Origin of the sequence: Halomonas sp. Mc5H-6, assembly GCF_024124705.1 — a bacterium.
Lineage (GTDB): Bacteria > Pseudomonadota > Gammaproteobacteria > Pseudomonadales > Halomonadaceae > Vreelandella > Vreelandella subterranea.
The window spans coordinates 1-25,815 of sequence record NZ_JAMXSI010000003.1 but is presented as its reverse complement, the minus strand read 5'-3'; the positions used below and the strand labels follow the sequence as shown (position 1 = coordinate 25,815).

24 protein-coding genes, 1 rRNA gene and 1 other RNA gene are annotated in these 25,815 nt (G+C 58.2%); 17 read left to right on the top strand and 9 right to left on the bottom strand.

Annotated features, from left to right (window positions below; genetic code table 11):
- Positions 1–444: 444 nt before the first annotated feature.
- Positions 445–1,851 carry a mannose-1-phosphate guanylyltransferase/mannose-6-phosphate isomerase gene (locus NH395_RS05830; protein ID WP_253023120.1) on the top strand — a complete coding sequence of 469 codons (1,407 nt, stop codon included), beginning with the start codon at positions 445–447 and terminating at the stop codon, positions 1,849–1,851.
- Here the strand turns inward: NH395_RS05830 and NH395_RS05825 are convergent, their stop codons facing one another.
- Positions 1,852–2,565 carry a 3-deoxy-D-manno-octulosonic acid kinase gene (locus NH395_RS05825; RefSeq protein ID WP_253023119.1) on the bottom strand — a complete coding sequence of 238 codons (714 nt, stop codon included), beginning with the start codon at positions 2,563–2,565 and terminating at the stop codon, positions 1,852–1,854.
- Here NH395_RS05825 and NH395_RS05820 point away from each other — a divergent pair.
- From NH395_RS05820 to waaA, 3 genes are read left to right on the top strand one after another with little or no spacing between them, the layout of a single operon-like run.
- A complete protein-coding gene (locus tag NH395_RS05820) occupies positions 2,564–3,661 on the top strand; it encodes a glycosyltransferase family 9 protein (protein ID WP_253023118.1) in 1,098 nt (365 codons plus the stop codon). The genes NH395_RS05825 and NH395_RS05820 overlap by 2 nt on opposite strands.
- Positions 3,651–5,081 carry a bifunctional D-glycero-beta-D-manno-heptose-7-phosphate kinase/D-glycero-beta-D-manno-heptose 1-phosphate adenylyltransferase HldE gene (hldE, locus tag NH395_RS05815; protein WP_253023117.1) on the top strand — a complete coding sequence of 477 codons (1,431 nt, stop codon included), beginning with the start codon at positions 3,651–3,653 and terminating at the stop codon, positions 5,079–5,081. The genes NH395_RS05820 and hldE overlap by 11 nt, the downstream gene beginning before the upstream one ends.
- Complete coding sequence (gene waaA, locus NH395_RS05810) at positions 5,081–6,382, top strand: lipid IV(A) 3-deoxy-D-manno-octulosonic acid transferase (RefSeq protein ID WP_253023116.1); 1,302 nt, start codon at positions 5,081–5,083, stop codon at positions 6,380–6,382. The genes hldE and waaA overlap by 1 nt, the downstream gene beginning before the upstream one ends.
- On the opposite strand, the gene rpiA is transcribed toward waaA, so the two are convergent.
- Positions 6,374–7,048, bottom strand: a complete 675-nt coding sequence (rpiA, locus tag NH395_RS05805) for a ribose-5-phosphate isomerase RpiA (RefSeq protein ID WP_092825040.1) — start codon at positions 7,046–7,048, stop codon at positions 6,374–6,376. The genes waaA and rpiA overlap by 9 nt on opposite strands.
- Before the next feature lie 162 nt (positions 7,049–7,210).
- Between rpiA and ilvA the strand changes: the two genes are divergently transcribed.
- Positions 7,211–8,725, top strand: coding sequence for a threonine ammonia-lyase, biosynthetic (gene ilvA, locus NH395_RS05800; protein WP_253023115.1), 1,515 nt, complete (start codon positions 7,211–7,213; stop codon positions 8,723–8,725).
- A 434-nt stretch (positions 8,726–9,159) separates the two neighbouring features.
- On the opposite strand, the gene NH395_RS05795 is transcribed toward ilvA, so the two are convergent.
- The 3 genes from NH395_RS05795 to NH395_RS05785 all read right to left on the bottom strand — a co-directional run bounded on the left by NH395_RS05795 (position 9,160) and on the right by NH395_RS05785 (position 10,315).
- Positions 9,160–9,774 (bottom strand): 5-formyltetrahydrofolate cyclo-ligase, encoded by a 615-nt coding sequence (locus NH395_RS05795; protein ID WP_253023650.1) that lies wholly within the window; start codon positions 9,772–9,774, stop codon positions 9,160–9,162.
- Between the two features lie 5 nt (positions 9,775–9,779).
- Positions 9,780–9,962: non-coding RNA, 6S RNA (ssrS, locus tag NH395_RS05790), on the bottom strand.
- A gap of 53 nt (positions 9,963–10,015) precedes the next feature.
- Complete coding sequence (locus NH395_RS05785; protein ID WP_074398031.1) at positions 10,016–10,315, bottom strand: cell division protein ZapA; 300 nt, start codon at positions 10,313–10,315, stop codon at positions 10,016–10,018.
- 146 nt (positions 10,316–10,461) lie between these two features.
- Here NH395_RS05785 and NH395_RS05780 point away from each other — a divergent pair, with 146 nt between their 5' ends.
- The 4 genes from NH395_RS05780 to NH395_RS05765 all read left to right on the top strand — a co-directional run bounded on the left by NH395_RS05780 (position 10,462) and on the right by NH395_RS05765 (position 14,984).
- Positions 10,462–11,040, top strand: coding sequence for a YecA family protein (locus NH395_RS05780; RefSeq protein WP_253023648.1), 579 nt, complete (start codon positions 10,462–10,464; stop codon positions 11,038–11,040).
- A gap of 18 nt (positions 11,041–11,058) precedes the next feature.
- Positions 11,059–12,399 (top strand): Xaa-Pro aminopeptidase, encoded by a 1,341-nt coding sequence (pepP, locus tag NH395_RS05775; RefSeq protein ID WP_253023114.1) that lies wholly within the window; start codon positions 11,059–11,061, stop codon positions 12,397–12,399.
- Positions 12,400–12,471: 72 nt separating this feature from the next.
- The gene (gene ubiH, locus NH395_RS05770) at positions 12,472–13,689 is read left to right on the top strand and encodes a 2-octaprenyl-6-methoxyphenyl hydroxylase (RefSeq protein ID WP_253023113.1); all 1,218 of its coding nucleotides are present in this window, start codon (positions 12,472–12,474) and stop codon (positions 13,687–13,689) included.
- Between the two features lie 44 nt (positions 13,690–13,733).
- Positions 13,734–14,984: a UbiH/UbiF/VisC/COQ6 family ubiquinone biosynthesis hydroxylase gene (locus tag NH395_RS05765; protein ID WP_253023112.1), complete on the top strand. Its 1,251-nt coding sequence runs from the start codon at positions 13,734–13,736 to the stop codon at positions 14,982–14,984.
- Here NH395_RS05765 and NH395_RS05760 read toward each other — a convergent pair.
- The 3 genes from NH395_RS05760 to gpmI form a co-directional block, all read right to left on the bottom strand.
- Entirely contained in the window at positions 14,981–16,300 is a 1,320-nt protein-coding gene (locus tag NH395_RS05760; RefSeq protein WP_253023111.1) for a S41 family peptidase, read from the bottom strand. The genes NH395_RS05765 and NH395_RS05760 overlap by 4 nt on opposite strands.
- Before the next feature lie 78 nt (positions 16,301–16,378).
- The gene (locus NH395_RS05755; protein WP_253023646.1) at positions 16,379–17,515 is read right to left on the bottom strand and encodes a peptidoglycan DD-metalloendopeptidase family protein; all 1,137 of its coding nucleotides are present in this window, start codon (positions 17,513–17,515) and stop codon (positions 16,379–16,381) included.
- 8 nt (positions 17,516–17,523) lie between these two features.
- Positions 17,524–19,101: a 2,3-bisphosphoglycerate-independent phosphoglycerate mutase gene (gpmI, locus tag NH395_RS05750; RefSeq protein ID WP_253023109.1), complete on the bottom strand. Its 1,578-nt coding sequence runs from the start codon at positions 19,099–19,101 to the stop codon at positions 17,524–17,526.
- A gap of 203 nt (positions 19,102–19,304) precedes the next feature.
- Here gpmI and NH395_RS05745 point away from each other — a divergent pair, with 203 nt between their 5' ends.
- From NH395_RS05745 to ruvX, 7 genes are all read left to right on the top strand, one after another.
- Positions 19,305–19,727, top strand: coding sequence for a rhodanese-like domain-containing protein (locus tag NH395_RS05745; RefSeq protein WP_253023108.1), 423 nt, complete (start codon positions 19,305–19,307; stop codon positions 19,725–19,727).
- A 72-nt stretch (positions 19,728–19,799) separates the two neighbouring features.
- Positions 19,800–20,309, top strand: a complete 510-nt coding sequence (secB, locus tag NH395_RS05740; RefSeq protein ID WP_253023107.1) for a protein-export chaperone SecB — start codon at positions 19,800–19,802, stop codon at positions 20,307–20,309.
- 3 nt (positions 20,310–20,312) lie between these two features.
- The gene (locus NH395_RS05735; RefSeq protein ID WP_253023106.1) at positions 20,313–21,068 is read left to right on the top strand and encodes a 16S rRNA (uracil(1498)-N(3))-methyltransferase; all 756 of its coding nucleotides are present in this window, start codon (positions 20,313–20,315) and stop codon (positions 21,066–21,068) included.
- Between the two features lie 79 nt (positions 21,069–21,147).
- On the top strand, positions 21,148–21,840 hold the full coding sequence (locus NH395_RS05730; protein ID WP_253023101.1) for a S1-like domain-containing RNA-binding protein: 693 nt from the start codon (positions 21,148–21,150) through the stop codon (positions 21,838–21,840).
- A 76-nt stretch (positions 21,841–21,916) separates the two neighbouring features.
- The gene (gshB, locus tag NH395_RS05725) at positions 21,917–22,876 is read left to right on the top strand and encodes a glutathione synthase (RefSeq protein WP_253023099.1); all 960 of its coding nucleotides are present in this window, start codon (positions 21,917–21,919) and stop codon (positions 22,874–22,876) included.
- A gap of 79 nt (positions 22,877–22,955) precedes the next feature.
- Positions 22,956–23,513, top strand: coding sequence for a YqgE/AlgH family protein (locus NH395_RS05720; RefSeq protein ID WP_066315501.1), 558 nt, complete (start codon positions 22,956–22,958; stop codon positions 23,511–23,513).
- Positions 23,514–23,525: 12 nt separating this feature from the next.
- Complete coding sequence (gene ruvX / locus NH395_RS05715; RefSeq protein ID WP_253023097.1) at positions 23,526–23,981, top strand: Holliday junction resolvase RuvX; 456 nt, start codon at positions 23,526–23,528, stop codon at positions 23,979–23,981.
- Positions 23,982–23,993: 12 nt separating this feature from the next.
- On the opposite strand, the gene NH395_RS05710 is transcribed toward ruvX, so the two are convergent.
- Positions 23,994–25,070: an aspartate carbamoyltransferase gene (locus NH395_RS05710; protein WP_290443724.1), complete on the bottom strand. Its 1,077-nt coding sequence runs from the start codon at positions 25,068–25,070 to the stop codon at positions 23,994–23,996.
- Positions 25,071–25,597: 527 nt separating this feature from the next.
- Here NH395_RS05710 and NH395_RS05705 point away from each other — a divergent pair.
- Positions 25,598–25,815: ribosomal RNA gene (locus NH395_RS05705) — 16S ribosomal RNA — on the top strand; the annotation flags it as partial.

Genomic DNA, 25,815 nt, shown 5'->3' with positions numbered 1-25,815 from the left:
ACGGTGCCGGTTTTCGATCAGTACAGTTTGTGTCTCGGATATAGCAGTACAGCTGTGAAAGATATCCTTGAGAACAGTTACCAAGACATAAACAAGTGATCAGGCTGATATCGGGGAGTGGCAGGTGGTGACCTTTAGCGTGCCATAGAACCAGTTTACACGAAACAAGCCCCCATAAGATTGGCTCGGGCGTCTGTATGCATAATCCAGTATTTAGAAGAGCTGGTAACTCACATTCGACGATGGCATGTTGAGGCAGGGAAGAATGACTTTTTTAAAAAAGTATCCTGATTCAGGCGTCTGATATCGAGGCGGCCCATCCTTGGTATGCTCCCTCTGCAGGGCTGAGCCTGACATAAAAAGAAAGACCCTTGATATCCCGAACCTTTTCAAGACCCGGCAATCAACATTGTAACGCTCTCATAACCCTAGGAACATTCTGATATGTCATTATTGCCTGTTGTCCTGGCGGGTGGTGTTGGGTCGAGACTATGGCCATTATCACGGCAATTGCATCCCAAACAATTCCTGTCACTGGATGGCGGGCTCACCATGCTACAACAGACGCTAGGGCGTCTTGACGGGCTTGATACGCAAGCGCCCATTGTCATATGCAATGAGGAACACCGGTTTCTGGTGGCAGAACAGCTACGCCAGATCGCGTCGGATAACCGACATATACTGCTGGAACCGTTTGGACGCAATACGGCACCTGCGATTGCATTGGCAGCCATTGCCGCGACGCAAGACGATGATGACCCTTTACTGCTTGTGTTGGCGGCTGACCATCAGGTTCAGGATATCGCGCAGTTCCATGACAGTATCAAGAAAGCGCAGTCGCTTGCAGATATCGGTTATCTGGTTACCTTCGGCGTTGTGCCGACTTGCCCAGAAACTGGCTATGGCTATATCCAACAGGGGCCTTCACTGGGGCCCGGCTTTGGTGTCCGGCGTTTTGTCGAAAAGCCAGATGCTGCCACGGCGAGGATTTACTTGGAAAGTGGTGATTATCTATGGAATAGCGGCATGTTCCTGTTTCGAGCAAGCCGATACCTGCAGGAACTTGAGCGCTTCCACCCCGATATGCTGCATGCCTGCCATCAGGCGATGGCAAAGATGGAGTATGACCTGGATTTCACGCGTATCGGTAAGGATGCTTTCGCCCAATGCGAGGATATCTCGGTCGATTATGCCGTGATGGAGAAAACGCAGCACGCCGCAGTGGTGCCCTTGACGGCGCGCTGGAGTGACCTGGGTGCCTGGTCGTCGATATGGGAGCTAAGCGATAAGTGTGAGGCGGGTAACAGCTATCACGGTGACGTTATCCAGACAGATACCCGCAATACCATGCTGCGTTCCGAGAGTCGCCTGGTGGCTGCAATCGGCCTGGAAGACCTCGTCATTATCGAAACCAAGGATGCTGTATTGGTCGCTGACAGGCACAAGACGCAAGACGTTAAAAAAATCGTCGAGCGACTCAAGGCTGAAGGGCGTGATGAGTTCAACAATCATCGCGTTGTCTATCGTCCCTGGGGGCGGTACGAATCGGTGGATAGGGGCCAGCGTTACCAGGTTAAACGCATAACGGTAAATCCGGGTGCCAAGCTCTCGGTACAGATGCATCATCACCGGGCAGAGCACTGGATAGTAGTGTCCGGCACAGCAGAAGTGACCAACGGAGAGGCGACCTACCTTGTGTGTGAAAACGAGTCGACCTACATCCCCATTGGCCGGATTCACGCACTGAAAAACCCTGGCAAGCTGCCTCTCGAATTGATTGAAGTACAGTCCGGCAGCTACTTGGGTGAAGACGATATTGTCCGCTTCGAGGATCAATACGGCCGCGTTTGATCAACCAGTAGCGCGATATCCTTGCAGAATAGGGGAGGTCGATAGGGTGGAATCAAACTTGTGAATGGACCTCTCAAGCCTTTCAAGGTTGGCGTTCTGCCACTTCCCTGGTTGGCGCAACCGACAGCGGTCCAGATCAATCAGCCATGGCGCGCCGCTGGCATCGACCAGAATATTGCGGGCGTTCAGATCGACATGGTCAAGCTTTGCTCGGTGAAAGCGTCGAATCATGGCGCCTACGCGTTGCAAGAGCGTTTCATCCGCCAGATGGCTGACGATCAACTCGGCTAACGCTTGGGCACCGGTAATGCGCTGAGTGATCAAGGCGGCTTCGTAGCTGAGTCCATGACGAACCACGCAGGTGGCGATAGGGCGTGGAACAGGTAAACCCTGTTCGAACAGGTTGGCCGTGAGGCGCATTTCGCGAAAGCCGCGGGTGCGCTCAGCACCTAGCCAGAAGTAGCGTTTCTGGCTTAGCTTGGCGACCAGGCCGCCTCGCCGGTAAGGGCGCAAAACCCATTGCTCTTCAGGGGTGGCCTGTAAAAAAAGGCTGCTGCCGCGGCCAGGGGCTTCACCGACCACTAAATCGCGGGATCGCCAGTATTCAGCGCTGAACAGAGCGGGATCGGGTTGGTGTGACATGGCAGCGTCACATAAACTGTCTGCATCATGTAAAATCAGACTATTTCCTTGCCGGAGTGCCGCTAAGCGCATGAAGCCCTCTCTGCCTGCTCAACCTAACCATATTGCGATTCTTCGTCTCTCGGCGTTAGGAGACGTCTGCAACCTTGTGCCCACCGTGCGAGCGTTGCAGCGCCAGTGGCCACAAGCGCGCATTACCTGGATCATCGGCAAAGGGGAATACAGTTTACTGGCCGGCCTGTCCGGGGTCGAGTTTGTTGTGTATGACAAATCGACGGGACTCAAGGGAATGCGCGCCCTATGGCGCGAGCTTGCGGATACGCGTTTTGACGTTCTATTGCACATGCAGCAAGCCATTCGGGCGAGTATTTTATCGCTGGGGCTGAAGGCCAATGTGCGTGTGGGCTATGACAAGGCGCGGGCCAAAGATGCCCAGCACCGGTTTACCCAGCTACATATTGCGCCCAGGACCAACCCTCATGTGCTGGAATCCTTCATGGATTTCGCGCGTTTGATGGGTGTCGAGGAAGGACCGCTGGAGTGGAATTTGCCGGTACCCTCCGCCGCTTATGATGAAGCGCGCTTGATCAGCGGTGAAGCGCCTTATCTGGTGGTTAATCCATGCAGTAACGTGCGGCTTCGCAATTTTCGTAACTGGTCGGTGGAAGGGTACGCCAGCGTCATTGAATATGCGTGGGTACAACACGGTCTGAAAAGCGTGTTGACCGGAGGAGGCAGCTCCCTTGAGCGGGAGATTGGAGAGCAAATTGAAGCGCTCTGCCAGCCAGACAGCGTGATCAATGCCATTGGCCAGACGTCGTTAAAAGGCCTTTTAGCGTTGGTTGATGGCGCGCGCGCGGTGGTTTCGCCGGATACCGGTCCTGCGCATATGTCCAACGCCATGGGGACCCCGACACTCGGGCTTTACGCGACGACCAATCCTCAGCGTGCGGCGCCCTATCTATGGCGTGATTTTGCCGTTAATGCCTACCCGGAGGCGCTTTACACTTACCAGCAAAAATTGGTGGAAGAGGTAAGCTGGGGGCAGCGCGTTCGTCACGCCGACGCCATGGGGCTCATCAAAACCGATGACGTGATCGCCAAGTTAGAGGCCCTGCTGACACATACGGCGGCGCGCCCAACAACAGGAACCACGGATGAAAGTTGATTTAAACGCCTTGGAGCATGCCCGCGTTCTTGTAGTGGGCGATGTAATGCTTGACCGCTATTGGCACGGTGGCACCTCGCGCATATCGCCGGAAGCGCCTGTACCGGTGGTGCGCGTCGAGGATGCGGATGATCGTCCCGGTGGGGCAGCGAACGTTGCGTTGAATATCGCGGCATTAGGGGCACAGGTCGGCCTGGCAGGACTGGTGGGCGAAGATGAAAATGCTGAGCTGCTTTCGCGTCAATTAGTTGCTGCCAATGTAAGCACTCACTTTCAGCGTAGTGCAGAGATACCCACGATTACCAAGCTTCGAGTCATGAGTCGCAACCAACAGTTGCTGCGCCTGGACTTCGAGGAGCGTCTGGAAGGTGTCGATACCACAGACTTGCTGGCTCAAGTGGAGCAGGCGCTGCCCGATTGCGACGTGATGATTCTGTCCGACTACGGCAAGGGCACGTTGAACCAGGTGGAACAGCTGATTGCCTCGGCGCGAGCCCAGGGTAAAAGGGTGCTGATTGATCCCAAAGGCAGCGATTTCAGCAAATACCGTGGCGCCAGCCTGATAACGCCGAATCTGACCGAGTATGAAGCCATCGTCGGCCCATGCAGGACGGATGCGGAGCTCGCTCAGCGTGGCGAGGCGCTGCGGGTTGAACTTGAGCTTGAAGCGCTATTGATCACGCGTAGCGAAAAAGGCATGACGCTGATTCGGGAAGGGCATGAACCGCTGCATTTGCCTACTCGTGCCCAGGAAGTCTTTGATGTGACGGGCGCTGGCGATACCGTAATTGGCCTGATGGGGCTGGCAATAGCGGCCAATCATGAGTTGCCCGAAGCCATGATGCTGGCCAATCTGGGGGCAGGGTTGGTAGTGGCCAAGCCGGGTACGGCCACGTTGTCGATCGCCGAGCTTTATACCGCCCTGCACGGCGATAAGCTTGCGGAATTCGGCGTGATTGAACCAACCCAACTGGTTGAGGCCGTGCGTGCTGCCCAAGTGCGGGGTGAGCGTGTGGTCATGACCAATGGTTGTTTCGATATTTTGCATGCGGGTCATGTGGCCTATCTTGAACAGGCAAAACGGTTGGGAGATCGGTTGGTTGTGGCAGTCAATGATGATGCCTCCATCGGTCGCCTGAAAGGCCCGACGCGGCCGATCAATCCACTCCATCGCCGTATGCAGGTGCTGGCCGGCTTGGGGGCGGTGGATTGGGTTGTTCCCTTTAGCGATGACACCCCACAAGCACTCATCGAAGCCGTACTGCCGGATATTCTCGTCAAAGGCGGCGATTATCGGCCAGAGGATATTGTCGGCGGTAAAGCGGTGATTGCCAACGGCGGTGAGGTGAAAGTACTGGGCTTTGAAGATGGTGTCTCCACCACGGCGATGATCAGCTCGATTCTGGATCGCGAACGCTAATGGCGGTACCCACTTCCTGGTCTCGGCTTGCTTACTCCGCGGCGCTGTATGCCCTATCACCGTTGATCACGTGGCGCATCTGGAGGGAGCAAGTACCCACTTACTCCCGCATGCAGCGCTTAGGTATGCGCCTTGGCACGCTGCCCCCCGAGCCACGCCTCTGGCTGCACTGTGCCTCGGTAGGTGAGGTGCGCGCCGCCCGCCCGCTGATAGAAGGCTTGCTGACCCGCTATCCCCGACACAGTCTGCTACTCACTACCATGACTGCAACGGGCGCCGAGCAGGCCCAGGCCCTCATCCATGAACAATCTGAAAGCGACCAGCGACGGCTTGCCCACCGCTTTCTGCCGCTCGACTACCCAGGTGCGGCCAGGCGTTTTATCGGTCGGGTAAAACCCGCGATGGCGCTACTGTTTGAAACCGAACTGTGGCCCAACCTGTTAAATGCCTGCCGTCGACAGGGAGTCCCCGTCGCGGTGGTCAACGGTCGTTTATCCCCCCGCGCCTATCAGCGTTATCGGCGTTGGCAACCCTTGATGGCCAATGCCCTGGCTAACATGAGCTGGCTGGCGGCCAAGTCATCCGAAGATGCCGAGCGCTTTAAGGCGCTGGGATGCCCTGCTGAGGTAACCAGCGTGGTGGGGTCGCTAAAATTTGAAATACCCTCACAAGATGAGGCCCTCAGGGAGGGTGAGTACTTACATCGTCAGTGGGGGATGCCGGTATGGGTAGCGGGTTCCACCCGTGATGGGGAAGAAACTCTATTACTCCAGGCGCATGCTCAGTTGCGTAGACGCCATCCAAACGCGCTTTTGATACTGGCGCCGCGCCATCCCCAGCGGTTTGATGAAGTTGCCTGCCTGTGTCGCGACGAGGGCTGGTCATTCAGCCGTCGCAGCGAGAAACAGCCCGTAACGGAGCAGACGCAGGTCTACCTGGCGGATACGTTGGGAGAACTGGCGGTGCTCTATGCGGCGGGCAGTGTGGCTTACGTGGGGGGCAGTTTGGTGCCGCTGGGCGGCCAAAACGTGCTGGAACCCGCTGCCCTGGGCAGACCCGTGCTTAGCGGGCCCTCGATCGAAAATTTTAGTGATGTGGCCGAGCCGCTGTTAGCCGCCGGTGCCCTTGCCCTGGTGGATAGCCCCGACGCCCTCGCCGAGGCGCTGATTGATTATCTCGACCACCCCGGCGATGCGCAGCAAAAAGGGCAGGCTGGCCGGGCGGTCATCAATGCCCAGCAGGGCGCCCTCAAGCGGACGCTGGACGGGCTTGGTAAGCTCGTGCCTCCGTCACTAGCGTAGCGCTATCCGCTCAACGCCCTCCGGGTTGCCCAGTAGCAGGATATCGGCTCCCCGGGCGGCAAAAAGGCCGTTGGTGACGACACCCACGATGGCGTTAAGCGTCGCTTCCATGGCGACCGGATCGTCGATCATGAACTCATAGCAGTCGATAATCTGGTTGCCGTTGTCGGTAACCACGCCTTGCCGATAGACAGGCTCGGCACCCAGGCCGACGAGCTGACGGGCAACATAGGAGCGAGCCATGGGGATTACTTCAATCGGTAACGGGAAATTGCCCAACTGGCTGACGTACTTGGATTGGTCGGCGATGCAGATGAAACGCTCGGCGCAGGCGGCAACGATTTTTTCCCGGGTAAGCGCCGCGCCGCCGCCTTTGATCATTTGTAAGTGAGCATTTACTTCGTCAGCGCCGTCGATGTAAAAAGGCAGGGTTCCAACGCTATTCAGCTCGAACACCTCGATGCCCAATGCCTCCAAGCGCTTGGCACTGGCCTCAGAGCTTGCCACGGCCCCTTTGAACTGATCGCGTAGCGGCTTTAAGCGATCGATAAACAGGTTGGCCGTCGAGCCGGTGCCAATGCCCAGCACGGTGTCTTTTTCCAGCCAGGGTTCAATTTCGCTGATCGCTTTATCGGCGACGGCGGCCTTGAGTTCATCTTGGGTCATGGTGTGCCTTTTCGCTGGTAAGGGTGAACTTGCCGTTCATTATAACGGCGAAAGAGCGGCCTGCCGACCAAAACGCTGCTGGACGGCGAACGGCGTAATCTGCTACCAATAGAGGCTTTCCCCGCACCCGTCAGGGTTACGTTCTTTCTTGGAATTTTCCGTATGCTTGAAGCTACCGTCAAAAAGATTCTCCAGGCCAACGTTTACGAAGCCGCCTGTGAAACGCCCATTTCGCCTGCTCCCTTTTTGTCGCGTCGTTTCAATAATCAGATTCTAATCAAGCGCGAAGACCTGCAGCCGGTTTTCTCGTTCAAGATTCGCGGGGCCTACAACAAAATGGCCCAACTCAGCGAAGAGCAGAAAGCCAAAGGCGTGATTGCCGCCTCGGCGGGTAACCATGCCCAGGGGCTTGCCATGGCCGCCAAATTGATGGGCGTCAAAGCGGTGATCGTGATGCCGAGGATTACCCCCGAGATTAAAGTGCAGGCGGTTCGCGCCCGGGGGGCCAAGGTCGTCCTCAAGGGGGACGCCTTTGCTGCCGCCGCCGAGCATGCCCAGGAGCTTATCAAGGAGCACGGCTACACCTATATTCCGCCCTTTGATGACATTGACATCATCGCCGGCCAGGGCACTATCGCGGTGGAAATCCTGCGCCAGCAGGCGGGGCGTCTTGACGCTATCTTCGTACCGGTGGGTGGCGGTGGCCTGATAGCCGGGATTGCGGCCTACGTTAAATACCTGCGCCCGGACATCAAGGTGATTGGCGTTGAATCCGAAGACAGCGCCTGCCTGAAAGCAGCATTGGAGGCCGGTGAGCGGGTGGTGCTGGATCAGGTAGGTGTCTTTGCGGAAGGTGTTGCCGTGGCGCAGGTTGGCGAAGTGCCCTTCTCGCTGGTGAAAGACCTCATCGATGATGTGATTACTGTCACCGCTGATGAAATGTGCGCCGCCGTCAAGGATATCTTTGAAGATACCCGCGCCGTCGCGGAAACCTCGGGTGCACTATCGCTGGCCGGGCTGAAAAAATATGTCCAGCAAACCGGCGCGGAAGGCGAAACCTTGCTATGCATCAATTCCGGCGCCAACACCAACTTTGACCGTCTTCAGCATATTGCCGAGCGGACCGAGCTTGGCGAGCAGCGGGAGGCGATTCTGGCGGTGACGATTGCCGAAAAGCCAGGCAGCTTTAAAAAGTTCTGTCGCACCCTTGGCAAGCGCATGGTCACGGAGTTCAGCTACCGCTATGCAGATAGCAGCGAAGCGCATATTTTTGTCGGCGTCCAGGTCAAACCCGGCGGAGAGGATCGCCAGTCGGTCATCGACAAACTCCAGGAGGCGGGCTATCAGGTCGAGGACTTGACCGACAACGAGCTTGCGAAGTTGCATATTCGCCATTTGAGCGGCGGTCGCCCCAGCGAACACTTTGAAGAAGAGCTGTATCGCTTTGAGTTTCCCGAGCGGCCAGGGGCATTGATGAACTTCCTGACCCAGCTGCCCCATGACTGGAATATCTCGTTGTTTCATTATCGGAACCATGGTGCTGCTTATGGCCGTGTCCTGGTGGGCATGCAGGTACCTAATGGTGATCGCGCACACGTTGCCGAGCATCTGGATGCGATTGGCTACCGCTATTGGCGGGAAAGCGATAATCCCGCCTACCGGTTGTTCATGGCTTGATTTTTGCGTTGCCAAATTGGTGAGCGGTTACTCACAGTGCAGGCCAGCATGAATCAGTTTGTTAAGAAACGGTGTGCGTTTATTTTTTAATGCCATATTGCCGTTCAAGCCGTTGTCAACGGTAGCCTATTGGCCCTATAGTCACAGGCGATATTAATGAAGGGCGTCATCCGGGCAGTATTAGGCTGCTCATCAACGACAGGTAACCAGGGTGACGCCTTAAAGTTGACAACATAAAAGGGGCTGGAGAAGCACTATGCGGCGTAAGAAACCCGATATGGTACTCACACTGATGATTGTGTTTGCGCTCGGGGTATTGGCCACCGGCTACGCGCAGGCGCTTGCGGGAAGTTAAGCCGTCGCGCTGGGTATTAAAGCGTCACCGGCTCAATGGGCTGGCCTTACGGGCCAGCCCATTTTGTTTGTCAGGCAGTCTACCCTGGGCGAACGATATGCTGGTCACTCACCACGGCATTTAATGGTATGTCCCAGGGCTCGATGGGCAGGGTGTCTACCTGCTGGCAAGCGTGGGCAACGCCCAGCAGAGTCGGTTTGGGGCCAGGACGGCGCATAAAGGCAAGGCTGCGATCGTAAAAACCGCCGCCCATGCCCATGCGGTTGGCCTGGGCGTCAAATCCGACCAGTGGCAAGATGACTGTATCCAACGCCCATGCGGGTAAACGACGCTGATGTTTGGCCGCAAAACGGGTATCCGGCTCGGCGATGCCAAAGCGGTTTTTAACCATCGGCGTGTTGGCATGGTAGGCGACAAACCAAAGCGAGTTGTGACTTAAAGGGCGCAATACGGGTAAATAAACCGCTACCCCTCGTTTACGCAGCCATGGGATTAGCAGGGTCGGGTCGATTTCACCCATGACGGGCAGGTAAAGACTGATACGTCTTGCGCGGCGAATTTCGGGAAGGCGTTTAAGCTGGTGGCAAAGGCGGTGAGCCGCGTCGCGTTGTTCACGTGGCGAGAGCGATTGACGCCGCCTGCGTAGTTCACGGCGCAACGCGCGTTTGTCTTCAGCGCAGTGGAGGCTGTGCATCATTAGTGTTCCCCAGAGTGCCGCTGTCGTTCTGGCCCTGAACCTACTGGTTCAGGTGGGTGGCCGCAGCCAAGCCGTCAGGCTTTCCGTCGCACGGACATGCACACGGGCCTGGCTAGCATTTGGCCCCCTAGGTATTACGCATAGGCTCGAGGGACTGTAACGACTGGCGCACACCCCAGAGAACATCGTTATCCTAACAGAGCGGGGGCCAATGCCAAAGGCATGTGTTTAACGGTCTTTACGGCTTGCGGGTTTGTGACAAGGCGTGCTCAAGCCGCTCGTTAAGACGGTTCAGGCTGGCTTCGCCGGCGCGGTGTTCGTCCATGGCCTCAAGCAGCTCGTGGGTAATGTTGAGTGCCGCCATGATCGCGATTCGCTCGCTTCCCAGCAGGCTGCTTTGGGCTTGAATCCCTTGCATGGCGCGGTCCAGATAGCGGGCGGCCCGTTCCAGTTTGGCTTCTTCACCGGGGTCGCAGGCAATCACGTAATCACGCCCTAACAGGCTGATTTCGGTAGTAGGCCGTTTAGTGTTACTCATGACAGGCTCCGGCACGGGTCAAAGGGATGCCCAATGCGTTAACATCACTGCATAGGAAGGACGATGTCGCTCACTATAAGAGAGCCGCTTGCGCGGGGTCAACGCGCAAGCCTGAGCGACCTTAAACCCATTAACGAGTGAAGATGATGTCGCTAATAGACGAACGCCAGGATTTCTCGGATATCGCCGATGTTTTTTTGTTGCACGGGAGCATGCAGTCGCCCGCCTTTCTGGACGGTCGGTTATGCGCATTGCTTGCGCTGCGCGATATAGAAGCCCAGACCTGGCTGGAAGAGGTCTGCTTGAGCCTGGGGGTGGATCAGCCACGCGATCCGGCAAGTGCTGAACGACTGTTGGGCTGGCGACGGCAAACCCTGGAGGCGCTAAGCGCCAGTGACATGAACTATGCGCCCCTGTTGCCCGATGAGCTGTTCAGCCTGGCGGAGCAGGCCCAGGGCCTGAAGGAATGGACGCTAGGCTTCATGGAAGTGGTCGACGAAGTGGCCGACGATGCACAGCGTAAGCATTGGTCGCAAACCCTGCGTGAAGCGATAGAGGACCTTGCCGGGCTTGGGCAGATCGACGCGGATATTGATGATTCCCCGGAAAATGAAAATGACCTCTTTGCGCTGACCGAGCATGCGCGGATGGCTGCCATGCTGCTGTATACCGAGCAACACCCCGGTCAGCCGCAGGTCGAGCAAACCGATACTCCTGTTCATTAATCTGTTTTGGAAAACGCTATGTTGCCTGATGTACTGCCTCGCCCTCCGGCCATCCCGTTGGCGGAATACCACCAGCGGCGCGAGACCCTCATGGCCCAGCTACCATCGAATGCCGCCGCTATTGTGCCCGGCGCATCCCTGGTAACGCGTTCTCATGACAGTGAGTATGCGTTTCGGCAAAGTAGCGATTTCTACTATCTGACCGGCATTTGCGAGCCGGATGCTTTGCTGGTTCTGTTACCCGGGCGCGAAGCGGGGCAAAGCGTGGTGTTCTGCCAGGACCGCGACCCTACCATGGAGGCCTGGACAGGGCGGCGGTTGGGCGCTCAGGGGGTCGTGTCAGCGCATGGGGTTGATCAGGCGTTCGAAAACGCTGAACGCGAGTCCACCCTGCCAGACTTGCTTGAGGGGCGAGAGCTGCTCTATTTACCGCTTGATCATGGCGATGCCCTCGACATTGCGGAAGAAGCTTTGTCCCAGGCCAAGTCGGGCCAACGCCGCGGCCGCCCTGCGCTCAAAGGCTGGATGGATATTAGCCCGCTGATACATGCCATGCGCCAGATCAAGAGCGAGGCAGAAATCGCCCTGTTGCGGCATGCCGCGGCAATCTCTGCCCGTGCGCATGTGCGCGCCATGCACCTGGCGCGCCCAGGGCTGAGCGAGTACCAGCTACAGGCTGAGCTGGAGCATGAATTTGTCTGGCAGGGTGGCAGCGGTCCCGCCTACAGCACGATTGTCGGGGGCGGTGCCAATGCCTGCGTGTTGCACTACATTGAAAACAGTGCGCCGCTTGCAGACGGCGAACTGGTGTTGATCGATGCCGGTGCCGAGTTTGACCTTTACGCTGGGGATATTACCCGCACTTTCCCGGTATCCGGGCGTTTCAACGATGCCCAGCGAGCGCTTTACCAGGTGGTGCTTGACGCCCAGGAACGGGCCGTTGCGGCTATCAAGCCTGGCACTACCCTCGCCGAGATCCATCAGGGCGTTGTGTCTGACCTGACCACTGGGTTGATTGAACTTGGTCTGTTGGAAGGCGACCTGCAAACCTGTATCGACGAGCAGCGCTACCGGCGGTTTTATCTGCATTCGACGTCGCACTGGCTGGGGCTGGATGTGCACGATGTAGGCCCCTATCGCCTGGACGCAGAAACCCCGCGCCCACTCGAGCCCGGCATGGTGCTGACTGTTGAGCCGGGGCTTTATATTCCCGATGAAGCTGACATTCCGGCTGCGTATCGGGGTATCGGCATCCGTATTGAGGATAATGTGGTGGTCACCGCCCAGGGGCATGAGGTACTGACTGATCAGGTTCCCAAACGAGTAGCCGATATTGAAGCACTCATGGCGTCTGATTAAGTCGTGTCAGTTCATTATGTAATTTACGTTACGCAATAAGCGTGGTCCTGTGTCACCAGCGGGAGAGAGTCAATGCAAGCGTCTGGGCAAGCGGTAACCCATGACATTGTGATTGTGGGGGGCGGATTAGTCGGCGCCAGTCTGGGCTGCGCTCTGGCCCCCCTGATCGAGCGTTACGGCTGGAAAGTGGCCATTATCGAAGCGGCGCCGTTACCGGCCAAATCGCCCGATGAGGCCTGGCAGCCCAGTTTCGACGCCCGTGCCAGTGCCATTGCGGAAGGCTCGGCCCAGCGCTTCCGTCAGCTGGGCGTATGGGAGACCATGCAATCCGAGGCAACGCCCATCAAGCGCATTCACATCAGTGAGCGGGGACGGCTGGGGGCAACCCGGCTCAATGCCGATGAGCTTGGCGTCGATGCGCTGGGGCACGTGATTCCCAATGCCTGGATGGGTAGGGTGCTGCATCAGCGGCTGAATGCACTACCCCTTGAATGGCACTGCCCCGCCAAGGTCGACAGCATCACGCCGACGCCCCAGGGGCACGACTTGACGCTGTCTGATGGCAGTCGGCTTCACGCTGCCCTGACAGTGCTGGCGGACGGCGGGCGGTCGGGTTTAAAGGAGCAGCTTGGCATTGGTAGTCGTCGTGAGGCCTATCAGCAAACGGCGTTGATTGCCCATGTGGGCATCAGCCAGCCACACCGGGGCGTGGCCTATGAGCGGTTTACCCAGGCCGGTCCAATCGCTTTGTTACCCTTGCCAGGGCAGGCGATGGAGCTGATCTGGACGCATACCACCGGGCATGAACAAGCACGTCTGGATCTATCTGACGGGGACTTCCTGGCGCAGCTGCAAACGGCCTTTGGCGACAGGGTTGGGCGCTTTACCCAAGTGGGCCAGCGTTACAGCTATCCATTGGCCTTGATCACTGCTGAAGAACCGGTTCGGCCTGGGCTGGCGGTGCTGGGCAATGCGGCCCATGCGCTGCACCCGGTGGCCGGTCAAGGCTTTAATCTGGCCCTGCGTGGGGTGATGGACCTGGTCGAGGCGCTTGAGCAAGGCGAGTTGGCGAGGTGGCCATTGGGTGACATGGCCACGCTTCAAGCGTTCGAGCGTCAACGCGCGCAGGACCGAGCCAACGTGATTCGGTTCAGCGATGGGCTGATTCGCCTGTTTGGCATGAACTTACCCTTTTTGCCCCATGCCAGAGCCGCCGGCCTGGTGGGGCTCAATATCGTCGGGCCATTACGTAAAGGTCTGGCGCGCCGGGCGATGGGGCTGGAACGTTGAGGGATCCAGGGTTATACAGAAAGGAGGCCAATAAGAGGCGTGTTATGCAGACATCCAATGAGTCAGGTGCAGCGGCGGAGAACGGCTTCGACGCCATTGTCGTCGGCGCAGGCATGGTGGGCTCCGCGTTGAGCTGGCTATTGGCCGACGCCGGAATGCGGGTGGCACTGGTTGAAGCGCAGGCACAGCCACCGTCGTATGAGGTGAGTCGTCTGCCGTCCCTCCGGGTGAGTGCCCTGACGCCGGTCTCGCAGCGCCTGTTAACCCATATCGGGGCCTGGCCATTAATGGTGAATGCCCGTGTAACCCCTTATCGCTATATGCAGGTATGGGATGCCGAGGGTAGCGGCGAGATACGCTTTTCCGCCGACGAGGCGGGCGTGTCCGTGTTGGGGCATATCGTCGAGAACGATGTGACGTTATCGGCGCTGCACGCAAAGCTTCAAGACCAGGGCCGGGTCAGCACATTTTTCGGCACGCCAGTAGACGCCCTGGAGGCTTCAACGCCGGGACGTCGGCTGAGCCTGGCGAATGGCCAGTCGCTGCATGCGCCGTTGGTCGTCGCGGCGGACGGTGGGCGTTCGGCGCTGCGCGATATGGCGGGCATCGACGTGGTTAGCGAGGCGATGGGCCAGGAAGCAGTGGTCACCACGGTGCGCTGCGACCATCCCCATGGCGGTACCGCGCGGCAAGCGTTTATCGACGGATGTCCGTTGGCATTCTTGCCGCTGACGGTGGAGGGCGACGCTCACTACTGCTCGATTGTGTGGTCGACCACGCCTGCTCATGCCCAAGCGCTGTGCCAGCTTTCCCGAGAGGCGTTGGGTGAGGCCCTGGGTAACGCCCTAGGGGAGCGCATGGGGGCGGTAAGTGCCTGCGATCAGGCGCATCGATTTGCGTTGGTTCAACGCCATGCAGTGCATTACGTGCAGCCGCATTTTGCGTTGGTGGGCGATGCGGCCCATAGCCTTCACCCCCTGGCAGGACAGGGGGCCAACCTTGGGTTGATGGATGCCGCCGTGTTGGCCGACGAGGTCACCTCGGCCTGGCGGCGGGGCGCGCCGTGGGGGGAACTCAGCACCTTGACTCGCTATGCCCGCCGTCGGCGCGGTGACAATCGCGCCATGCTGGCATTAATGAAAGGCTTTAAAACCCTGTTCGGTAGCCATGATCCGGCGCTCACGCTGGTGCGTAACCTGGGCATGAGCGGCTTGCACCAGCTCACTCCGCTCAAGCGCGCCGTGATGCGGCAAGCAACCGGTGAACGCGGCCGCCTGCCGACGTCGTGCCGTTAATTACGGCGGCGGTCGACCACGTTCAGCGCTTTGAGCAGGTTAAGGGCTTCGCTCAACTGGTAATCCTCGCGCAGGCGCTGTGACACTTCTTCCTGGTCGCGCGGGGCCTGTTGGGAGCGCAAATGGCCTTCCAGGTCGGCTTCGCGGATTTCGCGCCTTCCTTCGGCGACTTCCAGGCGCCCGCGAACCACATCAACATCGGGCTCGATGCCCTGGGCCTGAATGGAACGGCCTTCCGGCGTATAGTAAAGCGCCGTGGTGAGCTTCAGCCCCTCACCATTGCCCAGCGGCATGATCTGCTGCACTGACCCCTTGCCGAAACTGTCGGTGCCCATGATCACGCCCCGGCGCTGGTCCTGAAGGGCACCGGCGACAATCTCCGCAGCGGAGGCGCTACCGCCATTGATCAGCACGACAAGCGGTACATCCTCTGCTGGTGTATCAGCCGAGGCAGAGAATGATAGCTCGTTGTCGGGAATGCGGCCTTCAGTGTAGACAATCAGCCCTTCATCCAGGAACAGGTCGGCCACGCCAACGGCGGCCTGTAAAACCCCGCCCGGGTTATTGCGTAAATCGAGCACCAGGCCATCCAGCGGCTGTTCACGTGACATGCGCTCCAGGGCTTGCCTCGCCTGCTCCGGCGTGCGTGACTGGAACTGGCTGATGCGTAAATAGCCATAGCCGGTTTCCAGCAACTCGTGTTTGACGCTTTCGCTGCGGATAATCTCGCGGGTAAGGGTGAACTCACGGGGTGATTCTTCGCCAGCCCGCAGAACGGAAATGTCCAACGTCGTATTGGGGTCGCCGCGCATCAGGGTCACGGCCTCTTGCAGCGACATGCCCTCGGTGGGAGTGCCATCGATACTGATGATGATATCCCGGGACATCAGCCCCGCCTCTGAGGCCGGGGTGTCGTCGATCGGGGTAATGACCATGAGCTGACCGTTTTCCATACCCACTTCGATGCCGATGCCGCCGAACTCACCCTCGGTGGATTCGCGCAGGCTTTGATATTCTTCTTTATCCAGATAGGCAGAGTGCGGGTCCAGCTCGCTCAGCATGCCGCGCATGGCGTTGCGCAGCAGGGTGCGGTCTTCGACGTCTTCAACATAGGCGCGCTTGATGCGTTCAAATACCTCGGCGAACGTCTGAATTTCTTCAAGCGGCAGGTCGTCGCTGACGCTATCAACCGTCCCGTTGCTGTCATTACTGGGCTGAGCCAGCAGCGGCAAAGGGACCGAAAGTAAGGCGATAGGGAGCAGGGTTGCCAAGAGGCGTTTGGCAGGGGCCGATCTCTCGGTAACAGATAGCGTCATGCAGACTCCGCGAAACGATATAGGTGGGCAGCGCGCGCCGCTACCCCAATGACAACAAGAATTACCCAGCTTATCCCGTCAGCGGCGCGCAATCCAACGTTGCGGGTTAATTGGTTCCCCTCGGCTGCGAACTTCAAAGTAAAGCGCGCTGCGTGGCTGGCCGCCGCTATTGCCAACCCGGCCAATCTCGTCGCCGCGCTCGATCCGTTGGCCAGGTCGTGCGGTGAACTGCTGCAGGTGGGCGTACAGTGTCATGATTTGATCACCATGGTCGATAATCAATAAATTGCCAAACCCACGCATCCAGTCGGCAAACACCACACGACCGGGGTGCACCGCGCTAACCGGGGTGCCTGCCGAGGCCTGGATGACAATGCCGTTGTAATGGACCCCATCGCGGCGCTGAAATGCCGCCGTGATATCGCCCTGGACCGGCCAGGGCAGATCCCCTTGGGTACGGGCAATATGGGTCGTCGGCGTAGGCTCGTCAAGGCGGGCAAGCTCGGCCTGAATCTCGCGCAGTCGCTGTTCGGCCTGCTCACGGTCTTCATTCAGCTCGGCCAGACGCGCGGCTTCACTGCCATAGCGGTCATCGAGGTTGTTCACAACGCCGCGACGTTCCTGGGTGCGTTCGGCGAGCCGTGCGCTTTCGGCTTCCAGCTCTTCTGAAAGAGAGGCCAGTCGGTCCTGGCGCTCGGCAAGGGCTTGTTGGGTGTCGGCAAGCGCACTATCCAGCCGGGCTATCTCTGCCATGCGCTGCTGACGCGCCTCGCTCAGCCGATTCAAGTAAGCCTGCATGCGGTCAAGTTCGCCTGGGTCGCCCTGGTTTAACAGCAGTTTGAGCTGAGGGGTCGGTCCCAGCCGATAAAGTGCTGCCAGCTGTTGGCCGAGGGCGGCTGACTGAGCTTCGCGGTCAGCCTCGAGGCGGTCGCGATGCTGGCGAAGCTGATCGGTTTCCTCGTTGAGCTGGCGGCGCTCGCTTTGCAACTGATCAAGCCGCTGGTGGGTCTCGGCAAGCGCGGTTTCGACCTCGCGCAGCTCGCGTTTGGCCCCTTCGCGGGCTTCATCGGTTTCGCTCAAGCGCTCGGAGAGCGCCTCTATCGCCTGGCCAAGGTTATCCAGCTGCTGGCGCGCCTGGGTTTCGCTGGGCTGGGCAGCGCCATGCGTGGCGTATAACAGCGCTACGCCAGCCGCGATACTGACAAGTCGTCGCATCAAGCGGATTAACCGAAGGTGATCAATGGGTGGCCGGTCATCGCTTGAGGTACCTCTTGATTCATCATGCGCAAAAGCGTCGGGGCAAGGTCACACAGCCGACCATCCTCCAGCGCCCCTGTGCGTTCCCCAACGTAAACCAGCGGCACCATAAACGTCGTGTGAGCGGTTTGCGGTGCCCCGGTTTCGGGATGGACCATCTGCTCGGCGTTGCCGTGGTCGGCAGTGATCAGGCAGGCCCCGCCCGCGCGTTCAATGGCCTCCACCACGCGTCCCGTACAGGTATCGACGGTTTCGATGGCTTTTACCGCCGCGTCAAAGTCACCGGTGTGGCCCACCATGTCGCCGTTGGCGTAGTTGCATACCATCAGGTCAAAGCGGCCACTATCGATGGCCTCAACCAACTTGTCGGTAATCTCGACGGCGCTCATTTCGGGCTTTTCGTCGTAGGTTTTCACGTCGCGCGGTGAAGGGACGAGAATGCGCTCTTCGCCTTCATATTCGGCCTCATTGCCGCCCGAAAAGAAGAAAGTGACGTGGGGATATTTTTCAGTTTCGGCAATGCGCAGCTGTTTCAAGCCGCGTTTGGCCACCACTTCCCCCAGGGTGTCGTTTAAATCCGAGGGTGGGAAGGCGGCTGGCGCGGGTATATCGGCGGCATATTGCGTCATCATGACCAGCCCATCACCGGCGAGTTTGGGGCATACATGTCGCTCGAAGCCGTTGAAGTCAGGCTCGACAAAGGCGCGGGTCAGTTCGCGAGCGCGGTCCGAGCGGAAGTTAAGAAAAATCGCCGCGTCGCCATCCTGTAGCGTGATCGCCCTGTCGTTGGAACCATCGCTTAGCAGAATGCTGCTGGCCGCCACAAATTCGTCGGTTTCGCCGCGCTCGTAGGCATCACGCAAGGCCGTTTCGGCGCTGGTGGCATGGTAGTCGGCGTGGCCGTCAGTGAGCAGGCGGTAGGCTTGCTCAACACGCTCCCAGCGGTTGTCGCGATCCATGGCGTAAAAGCGACCGATGAGCGAGGCAACAAAGCCATTATCAGCCCCTACCAGCTCAGCCAGGCGGGCGTTGGCACGTTCTATGGAGCCTAGAGCGCTTTGCGGCGGCATGTCCCTGCCGTCCAGGAAGGCGTGCACATAGATACGCTGGGCACCGCGATGCGCTGCCAGCTCGGCCATGGCGATAAAGTGGTCCTCGTGACTGTGAACGCCGCCGGGCGAGAGCAGCCCCAGCAGGTGAACGGGACGCCCATTGGCCACTGCCTCGTCGATGGGCCGGGTCAGCACGTCAATGGTGTCCAGGTCGCCGTCTTCAATCGCCTTGGTGATACGGGTAAAGTCCTGGTAAACAATGCGACCGGCGCCCAGGTTCATATGACCCACTTCGGAGTTGCCCATTTGCCCATCAGGAAGCCCCACGTGGCGCCCGTCTGTGTGAACAAAGGCATGCGGCCGGTCGGCCCAGAGTTTATCCATCACCGGGGTGTTGGCGGCGGCCACCGCATTGTGCGCACTGTCGGGGTTGTGACCGTAGCCATCTAAAATAATTAACGCGACGGGGCGGGGAGTGCTTGCAGTGTCCATAAAATTCTCCTGATGAGTGGCAAACCGGACGACGAAAAGCCAATCGGGGTCGCGGCGAACGCATGCTTGGGGCATCATAACGCAGCCAGTGGCTAAGCGTCATGACTCAGGCCTGCGCGCGCTGGCGTCAGACGTGTATACTTGTCGCGTTTTAACGGTGGCAATGCCGCTTTTTTTCGTATTGACCAAGAGACTGTGTCGCGATGATCGATCAGCTGTTCGAATTCGTAATGAATCACCCCCTATTGGTGGGGGCGTTTGTGCTGGCGCTGATTGCGTGGATTGTGTATGAAACACGCAGCGCGTCAACCAATGCGCTAACGGCCACCGAGGCAACCCAGCTCATTAACCGTGAAGACGCCGTTGTCGTGGATATCCGGGAAAGTAAAGACTTCAAAACGGGGCATATTGCGGGTGCGCGCAACATTCCCCAGAGTAGCCTTGATAGCCGCATGAATGAGCTGAATAAAGTGAAAGACAAGCCGGTCATTGTGGTGTGTAAACACGGGCAAGGCTCAGGTGCAGCCCAGGCGAAGCTTGCCAAAGCAGGCTTTGAACGCGCCTTTAAATTAAAAGGCGGCATGGCGCAGTGGCAGGCTGACGGCCTTCCAGTGGTTAAAAAGTAAGCGTAGGTACGCACATTACTTATTGCATGAACGATTGCACTGACTATTGCATCAACAACGAGGAGTTCTCCCATGGCGGAAGATAACAACACCCCGCAGGCTGGCGCGCAAGCCGACGACAAACCGCAGCTCAAATTTTCGCTGCAACGCATTTATGTAAAAGATATTTCGTTTGAAGCGCCCAATTCACCGTCGGTGTTCCAGGACGCGTTCAAGCCCAAGGTCAATCTCGACCTGAATACCAGCAGCACAAAGATTGCCGATGACCAATACGAAGTGGTCGTTAAAGTGACGGCACAGGTTAATGATAAAGAAACCGGTACGACCTCCTTTTTGGCGGAAGTTGAGCAGGCTGGCCTGTTCCGTATTGCCGGCATCGAAGGTGCCCAGCTTGATCAAACCCTGGGTGCCTTCTGCCCGAACCTGCTGTTCCCCTATGCCCGTGAATGCGTGGATAACCTGGTCAACCGCGGTGGCTTCCCGCCGCTGATGCTGGCGCCGGTGAATTTTGAAGCGATGTACGCACAGCGTAAGCAACGCGAGAAACAGCAAGCCGACCAGGCTGAAGCGAACACGCACTAAGCGATGTTGGCTGCCGACTGGTACGCCCGGCATGGGAAAATGCCGCGCCTTTATGTCCCCGGGGTGTTTCGCCCAGGTGATGAGGTGCTGCTGCCGGAAGGCCCGGCGCGGCATGTGACACGGGTGTTGCGGTTGGGTGAAGGCTCGCCCCTGGTGCTGTTCGATGGCAATGGCCAGGAGGCGGGTGTACGCCTTGTCGATATAGGCCGCAAGCAGGCAACGGTGAGTATTGAGGCTGTTTGGCCGGGTGATGGCGAATCGCCGCTGGCCGTGCACCTGGGCCAGGCGATTTCCAAGGGCGACCGGATGGACTATGCCATTCAGAAGGCCGTCGAGCTTGGTGTGTCGGCCATCACTCCGCTGTATACCGAGCGCGGGGATGTGCGCCTTAAAGGCGATCGGGAAGCAAAAAAGCTGGCTCATTGGCAGGCGGTGGCGGCCAGCGCCTGTGAGCAGAGCGGGCGGGCGTTCGTGCCGCCGGTCAACCCGCCCATCACCCTCAAGGTATGGCTTGAGGCGCGCCAGGAACCGCTGCGTTTAATGCTGCATCTTGCAACTGGCCATGCCTTCGACAAAAGGGAACGGCCGACGTCAGCGGCGCTGCTGATTGGCCCTGAAGGTGGGCTCGGCGAAGCGGATGTAGCATCGGCTTTGGCGGCCGGGTTTGCGCCGCTCACGCTTGGGCCTCGCGTCTTGCGCACCGAAACAGCGCCGCTCGTGGCGTTAACCCTTCTGCAGCATCACTTCGGTGATTTGTAAGCCCTCCTTATCTCTATCATTTTGCCTGACGTTACCAAGCCCCCATAATGAAAGCCTATTTATTGTAAGGACGGCACCCATGGTTCGTGAGCCTCACTCTTCTCCCCGACCCGCCAGCGATGCGTCCGCTCAACTGGGCGAAGTGGCGTACTTAACCGTTACCGCCGTGAACAATACCGGTGCTTTTTTGCGCTGGGGCCCCTCCAAGGATGTGCTGCTGCCCTACAGCGAGCAGCGTTTTCGCCCTGATCCTGGAAAACGCGTGCTGGTCATGCTGTATAGCGACGATCAGGGGCGGCCCGTAGCCACCATGCGCCTGGATCGTTTTTTAACCGACGACGCCTGGGCACTGGATAGCGGTGAACAAGTAGATGTTGTAGTAGCTGACCGCACCGACCTGGGTATGAAAGTCGTCGTCAATCACCGTTATTGGGGGCTGATCTATCAGGACGATATCAGCCAGCCTTTGAGGCGCGGCCAGTCGTTAAAGGGGTATGTCAAGCAGCGCCGTGAAGACGGGCGCGTGGATATTTCGCTGCTGCCGCCAGGCGCTGCCCGCTTGGATGTAGTAGGTGACCAAGTGCTCAAGGCGCTGCGCGAGAGCGGCGGCTATCTGGCTCTGGGGGATAAAAGTACCGCTCATGATATCAAGGCGCGGCTGGGGGTGAGCAAGAGTGCTTACAAGCAGGCGATTGGGCGACTTTACAAGCAACAGCTGATTACGCTTGAGCCTAACGCCATACGCCTGGTGCCCGGTGCGCTAAGCGAGTAACACGGCTCGCGGTTGGAGCCTGAGAAGCAGTGCGGCATACTGCTCACCTATATGTTCATAGATGGATCGTGCCCCGATGAGTCAGTCAACATTGCACCTTGGTGTCGTGATGGATCCCATCAGCGACATTGCTTACAAGAAAGACACCACCATGGCGATGCTATGGGCGGCCCAGGACCGCGGCTATACGTTGCATTACATGGAGCAGGAAGATCTTTTCTTGAATGCAGGGCAGGCATACGCGCGCATGCGACCGCTGACGGTTTATCGAGACCCCGCGCATTGGTATGAACTGGGGGAACCGTCTGCCCGGCCGCTCAACGAGCTTGACGCGGTATTAATGCGTAAAGATCCTCCGGTGGATGCGGATTTTACCAACGCGGTTCACCTGCTCGGCTTTGCTGAACGAGAGGGCGTGTTGATTGTCAACCCAACGGATGCCCTGTTGCAGTGTAATGAAAAGCTGTTTGCCCAGCAGTTTCCGCAGTGCTGCGCGCCGACCCTGGTGGCCAGCCGGGCCGATGTGCTGCGTGCCTTCCATGCCGAGCATGGCGATGTGATCTTCAAGCCGCTGGATGGCATGGGCGGTACCGGTATCTTTCACATTGGTCCCGAGGGGCGCAATATCGGCGCCGTGATCGAGCAGCTTACCCTGCGTGGCCAGCGCCAGATCATGGCACAGCGCTATCTGCCCGCCATCAAGGAAGGCGACACGCGGATTTTGCTGGTCGATGGCGAGCCGGTACCTTATGGTCTGGCACGCATTCCCTCAGCGGGGGAAACGCGCGGCAACCTGGCCGCCGGTGGGCGTGGCGTGAGTCGTGAGCTGACCCGGCGAGACCAATGGCTTGTCGAGCAAGTACAGCCCATGATCCGCGAAAAAGGATTGATGTTCGTCGGTCTGGATGTAATCGGCGATTACATTACCGAAATTAACGTGACAAGCCCCACCTGCGTGCGCGAAATCGACGATCAGCGTGGTACGGATATCGCAGGGTTGCTGCTGGACGCCATAGAACGCCGCCTTGCCGCGTAAGCGGCTCTTTATCGCTCTGTCGCGATCTATTTACTGATTTTTAGGCTGGCTGATGTTATCAGCGGGCCGCAGGAGACGCATGCAAAGTTTAAAGCACCATTTTTTGATGGCGATGCCGCACCAGGACGATCCCAATTTTGCGGGAAGCCTTATCTACCTGTGCGATCATGATCACAATGGTTGCATGGGTGTGATTGCCAACCGCCCCTTGGAGATCACCCTCGACGCGCTCTTCGAGCAATTGGAGCTAGGGGGCGACCAAAGCCCCTACCGCAACTCGCCGGTGTATTACGGTGGGCCGATGCATAAAGACCGCGGTTTTATTCTCCATACCGGTGATAGTCAGGCATGGGATTCCAGCCTTCAGGTCGAGGACAACATTTCACTCACGACGTCGATGGATATCTTACAGGCATTGGCGAACGGTGAAGGCCCTGAACAGTTTCTAGTCTGCCTGGGGTGTGCCGGCTGGGAAGTGGGCCAACTTGAAGAAGAGTTAAAAGAAAACGCCTGGCTGACGGTGGAAGGTCAGGCATCGGTACTGTTTGATACGCCACCCGCCGAACGCCTCGCCGCGGCGGCAGGCATTCTCGGGGTGGATCTTAACCTGATGACCCGTGATGCAGGTCACGCCTGATGGTTGAGCATAATGGCTGAAAGCGGTCGGCGCCTCGTACTGGCGTTTGATTTTGGTACCCGGCGCATCGGCGTGGCTGTCGGCAATGAGATGCTGCACAGTGCGCGTGAGCTTGCGCCGCTCACCGCCCGCGACGGCATTCCCGACTGGGACCTCGTCACGCGCCTGGTCGAGGAGTGGCAACCCGACCTGTTTGTGGTGGGCTTGCCGCTCAATATGGATGGCACCGAGTCGGCCATGAGTCTTCGCGCGCGCAAGTTCGGTAACCGACTTCACGGCCGCTTCGGTAAACCATGCGAAATGGTCGACGAGCGTGGCTCTACCCAGGAAGCGAAACAGATCGCCCGCGCAGCGGGACACCGAGGCAACTACCGTGAAGAGAGTGTCGACAGTATCGCCGCGGTGTTGATTCTGGAAGGCTGGTTTGCCCACCAGGAAGGGCTTCCCGGTGGGCGCATATCCCACTAAGGGGAGCGGCGGTTAACGGTCGAGCGTTCCCGTCTGGGCGGGGACAAACCAACGTACGGGGCGCATTTCCTTTTCAACCAGTTCGTCAACCTCAAGCAGCGTTGCGAAGATAGCCATGCGCATGGGAATGCCGTTATCGGTTTGGCGGAAGATGGCCAGCCGAGGGTCGCCGTTTAGATCCACGTTCAAGTCATTTGCCCCCGGACGGCTATCCCGGGGCAGCGGGTGCATGACGATGGTGTGTTCGCCGCAGCGCTGATCCAGGAAGTCGCGGTTAACCATAAAGTCATTCGAAAGCCCCTGAAAACTCTCGTTCATCTCGTCGGTAAAGCGCTCCTTCTGAATCCGGGTCGCGTACACCACATCCAAATCCGAGAAATCGCTGGCCAACGAGTTGCGCTGTTCAACACGATGGCCACGAGAGGAGACGAGGTCTACCAGTTGTGAAGGCATTTCAAGGCCCGGCGGCGATACCAGGGTAATGCGCAGCGGTCCGTAGAGTGACAAGAGCTTGATCAATGAGTGCACGGTGCGGCCGTACTTTAAATCGCCGGTGAGCAGAATGTGAGCACCGCCCAGTGACTTGCCCAAGCGTTGAAACTCTTTATCGATGGTGTAGATATCCAGTAGCGCTTGGCTAGGGTGTTCACCGGGGCCATCGCCGCCATTGATGACAGGAACATTTGTTGCCGCAGCAAATTCTGCCACAGACCCCTGGTCCGGGTGGCGCATGACAATGGCGTCGCAGTAACCACTCATTACGCGGCTGGTATCGTATAAAGACTCCCCCTTGGCCATCGATGAAAAGGTGAAACCGGTGGTGTCGCACACGCTGCCGCCCAACCGGCAAAAGGCGGCATTGAAGCTCACGCGGGTACGCGTACTGGCCTCAAAAAACAGGTTGCCGAGAACCGCCCCCTCTAACACACGGGTAACCTGGCGACGCTGGGCAATCGGCTCCATGCGTGTGGCGACACGCAGTAAATGGTCAACGCGTTCGCGATTTAATGAATCGACAGTTAACAGATGCTGACGCTGGCTCATCACGGACCTCGGCAATAAAGTAAATGCCGCTAGTGTAACCGCCAATTGGCCTGTCGCCGAAGTGCTTTCACGGCGGATAGTGTCTAGCCATAAAACTTTTTCGCATAACCTCTTGCCAACCCGCCAGCAAAACCGTAAAGTACGCATCCGCTGCCGGGGACGCCCAGCGTTGCCAGCGGTGGATGAGGTGTAAAACCTCAGGTTTGTCAGCAGGTTAGGCAAGCGAGCGTGGTTACTGTGTCATGTTACGCCGCCTCGATTTTCGCCAATCAGTCATTGACAAACATTGGGAAGTGCGTAGAATGCGTCTTCCTCGCTGAGGCCAAGCAGTTCAACGATTGGTCGGGCTTTTGACACTTTCAGGTCAGTCAAACAGCACAGCGAAACGCTCTTTAATAATGTGATCAGGTAATTCATGTGGGCGCTTGCCGATGAGGGTGATAAATCACCTATTATCAAGGCAAGCGACTCGTCCAAGGTCTTCGGATCTTGAGAGAACGTTTGAAAACCTTGAGCTAAGTTTGGTTCGCTTCTGTCGCTTTCGAGTGGCAGGTAAGAACCGCAATGATTGTAAACTGAAGAGTTTGATCATGGCTCAGATTGAACGCTGGCGGCAGGCCTAACACATGCAAGTCGAGCGGTAACAGGTCCAGCTTGCTGGATGCTGACGAGCGGCGGACGGGTGAGTAACGCATAGGAATCTACCCGGTAGTGGGGGATAACCTGGGGAAACCCAGGCTAATACCGCATACGTCCTACGGGAGAAAGGGGGCTTTGGCTCCCGCTATTG

Coding starts and splice junctions, on each gene's coding strand:
- hldE (WP_253023117.1), top strand. CDS start 3,651: ATGAAAGTTGATTTAAACGCCTTGGAGCATGCCCGCGTTCTTGTAGTG.
- NH395_RS05755 (WP_253023646.1), bottom strand. CDS start 17,515: ATGCGACGACTTGTCAGTATCGCGGCTGGCGTAGCGCTGTTATACGCC.
- NH395_RS05745 (WP_253023108.1), top strand. CDS start 19,305: ATGATCGATCAGCTGTTCGAATTCGTAATGAATCACCCCCTATTGGTG.
- NH395_RS05795 (WP_253023650.1), bottom strand. CDS start 9,774: ATGCACAGCCTCCACTGCGCTGAAGACAAACGCGCGTTGCGCCGTGAA.
- NH395_RS05765 (WP_253023112.1), top strand. CDS start 13,734: ATGCAGACATCCAATGAGTCAGGTGCAGCGGCGGAGAACGGCTTCGAC.
- pepP (WP_253023114.1), top strand. CDS start 11,059: ATGTTGCCTGATGTACTGCCTCGCCCTCCGGCCATCCCGTTGGCGGAA.
- ubiH (WP_253023113.1), top strand. CDS start 12,472: ATGCAAGCGTCTGGGCAAGCGGTAACCCATGACATTGTGATTGTGGGG.
- NH395_RS05730 (WP_253023101.1), top strand. CDS start 21,148: ATGGTTCGTGAGCCTCACTCTTCTCCCCGACCCGCCAGCGATGCGTCC.
- NH395_RS05825 (WP_253023119.1), bottom strand. CDS start 2,565: ATGCGCTTAGCGGCACTCCGGCAAGGAAATAGTCTGATTTTACATGAT.
- secB (WP_253023107.1), top strand. CDS start 19,800: ATGGCGGAAGATAACAACACCCCGCAGGCTGGCGCGCAAGCCGACGAC.
- NH395_RS05760 (WP_253023111.1), bottom strand. CDS start 16,300: ATGACGCTATCTGTTACCGAGAGATCGGCCCCTGCCAAACGCCTCTTG.
- NH395_RS05830 (WP_253023120.1), top strand. CDS start 445: ATGTCATTATTGCCTGTTGTCCTGGCGGGTGGTGTTGGGTCGAGACTA.
- NH395_RS05735 (WP_253023106.1), top strand. CDS start 20,313: ATGTTGGCTGCCGACTGGTACGCCCGGCATGGGAAAATGCCGCGCCTT.
- gpmI (WP_253023109.1), bottom strand. CDS start 19,101: ATGGACACTGCAAGCACTCCCCGCCCCGTCGCGTTAATTATTTTAGAT.
- NH395_RS05785 (WP_074398031.1), bottom strand. CDS start 10,315: ATGAGTAACACTAAACGGCCTACTACCGAAATCAGCCTGTTAGGGCGT.
- ilvA (WP_253023115.1), top strand. CDS start 7,211: ATGCTTGAAGCTACCGTCAAAAAGATTCTCCAGGCCAACGTTTACGAA.
- gshB (WP_253023099.1), top strand. CDS start 21,917: ATGAGTCAGTCAACATTGCACCTTGGTGTCGTGATGGATCCCATCAGC.
- NH395_RS05780 (WP_253023648.1), top strand. CDS start 10,462: ATGTCGCTAATAGACGAACGCCAGGATTTCTCGGATATCGCCGATGTT.
- ruvX (WP_253023097.1), top strand. CDS start 23,526: ATGGCTGAAAGCGGTCGGCGCCTCGTACTGGCGTTTGATTTTGGTACC.
- NH395_RS05720 (WP_066315501.1), top strand. CDS start 22,956: ATGCAAAGTTTAAAGCACCATTTTTTGATGGCGATGCCGCACCAGGAC.
- rpiA (WP_092825040.1), bottom strand. CDS start 7,048: ATGACCCAAGATGAACTCAAGGCCGCCGTCGCCGATAAAGCGATCAGC.
- waaA (WP_253023116.1), top strand. CDS start 5,081: ATGGCGGTACCCACTTCCTGGTCTCGGCTTGCTTACTCCGCGGCGCTG.
- NH395_RS05820 (WP_253023118.1), top strand. CDS start 2,564: ATGAAGCCCTCTCTGCCTGCTCAACCTAACCATATTGCGATTCTTCGT.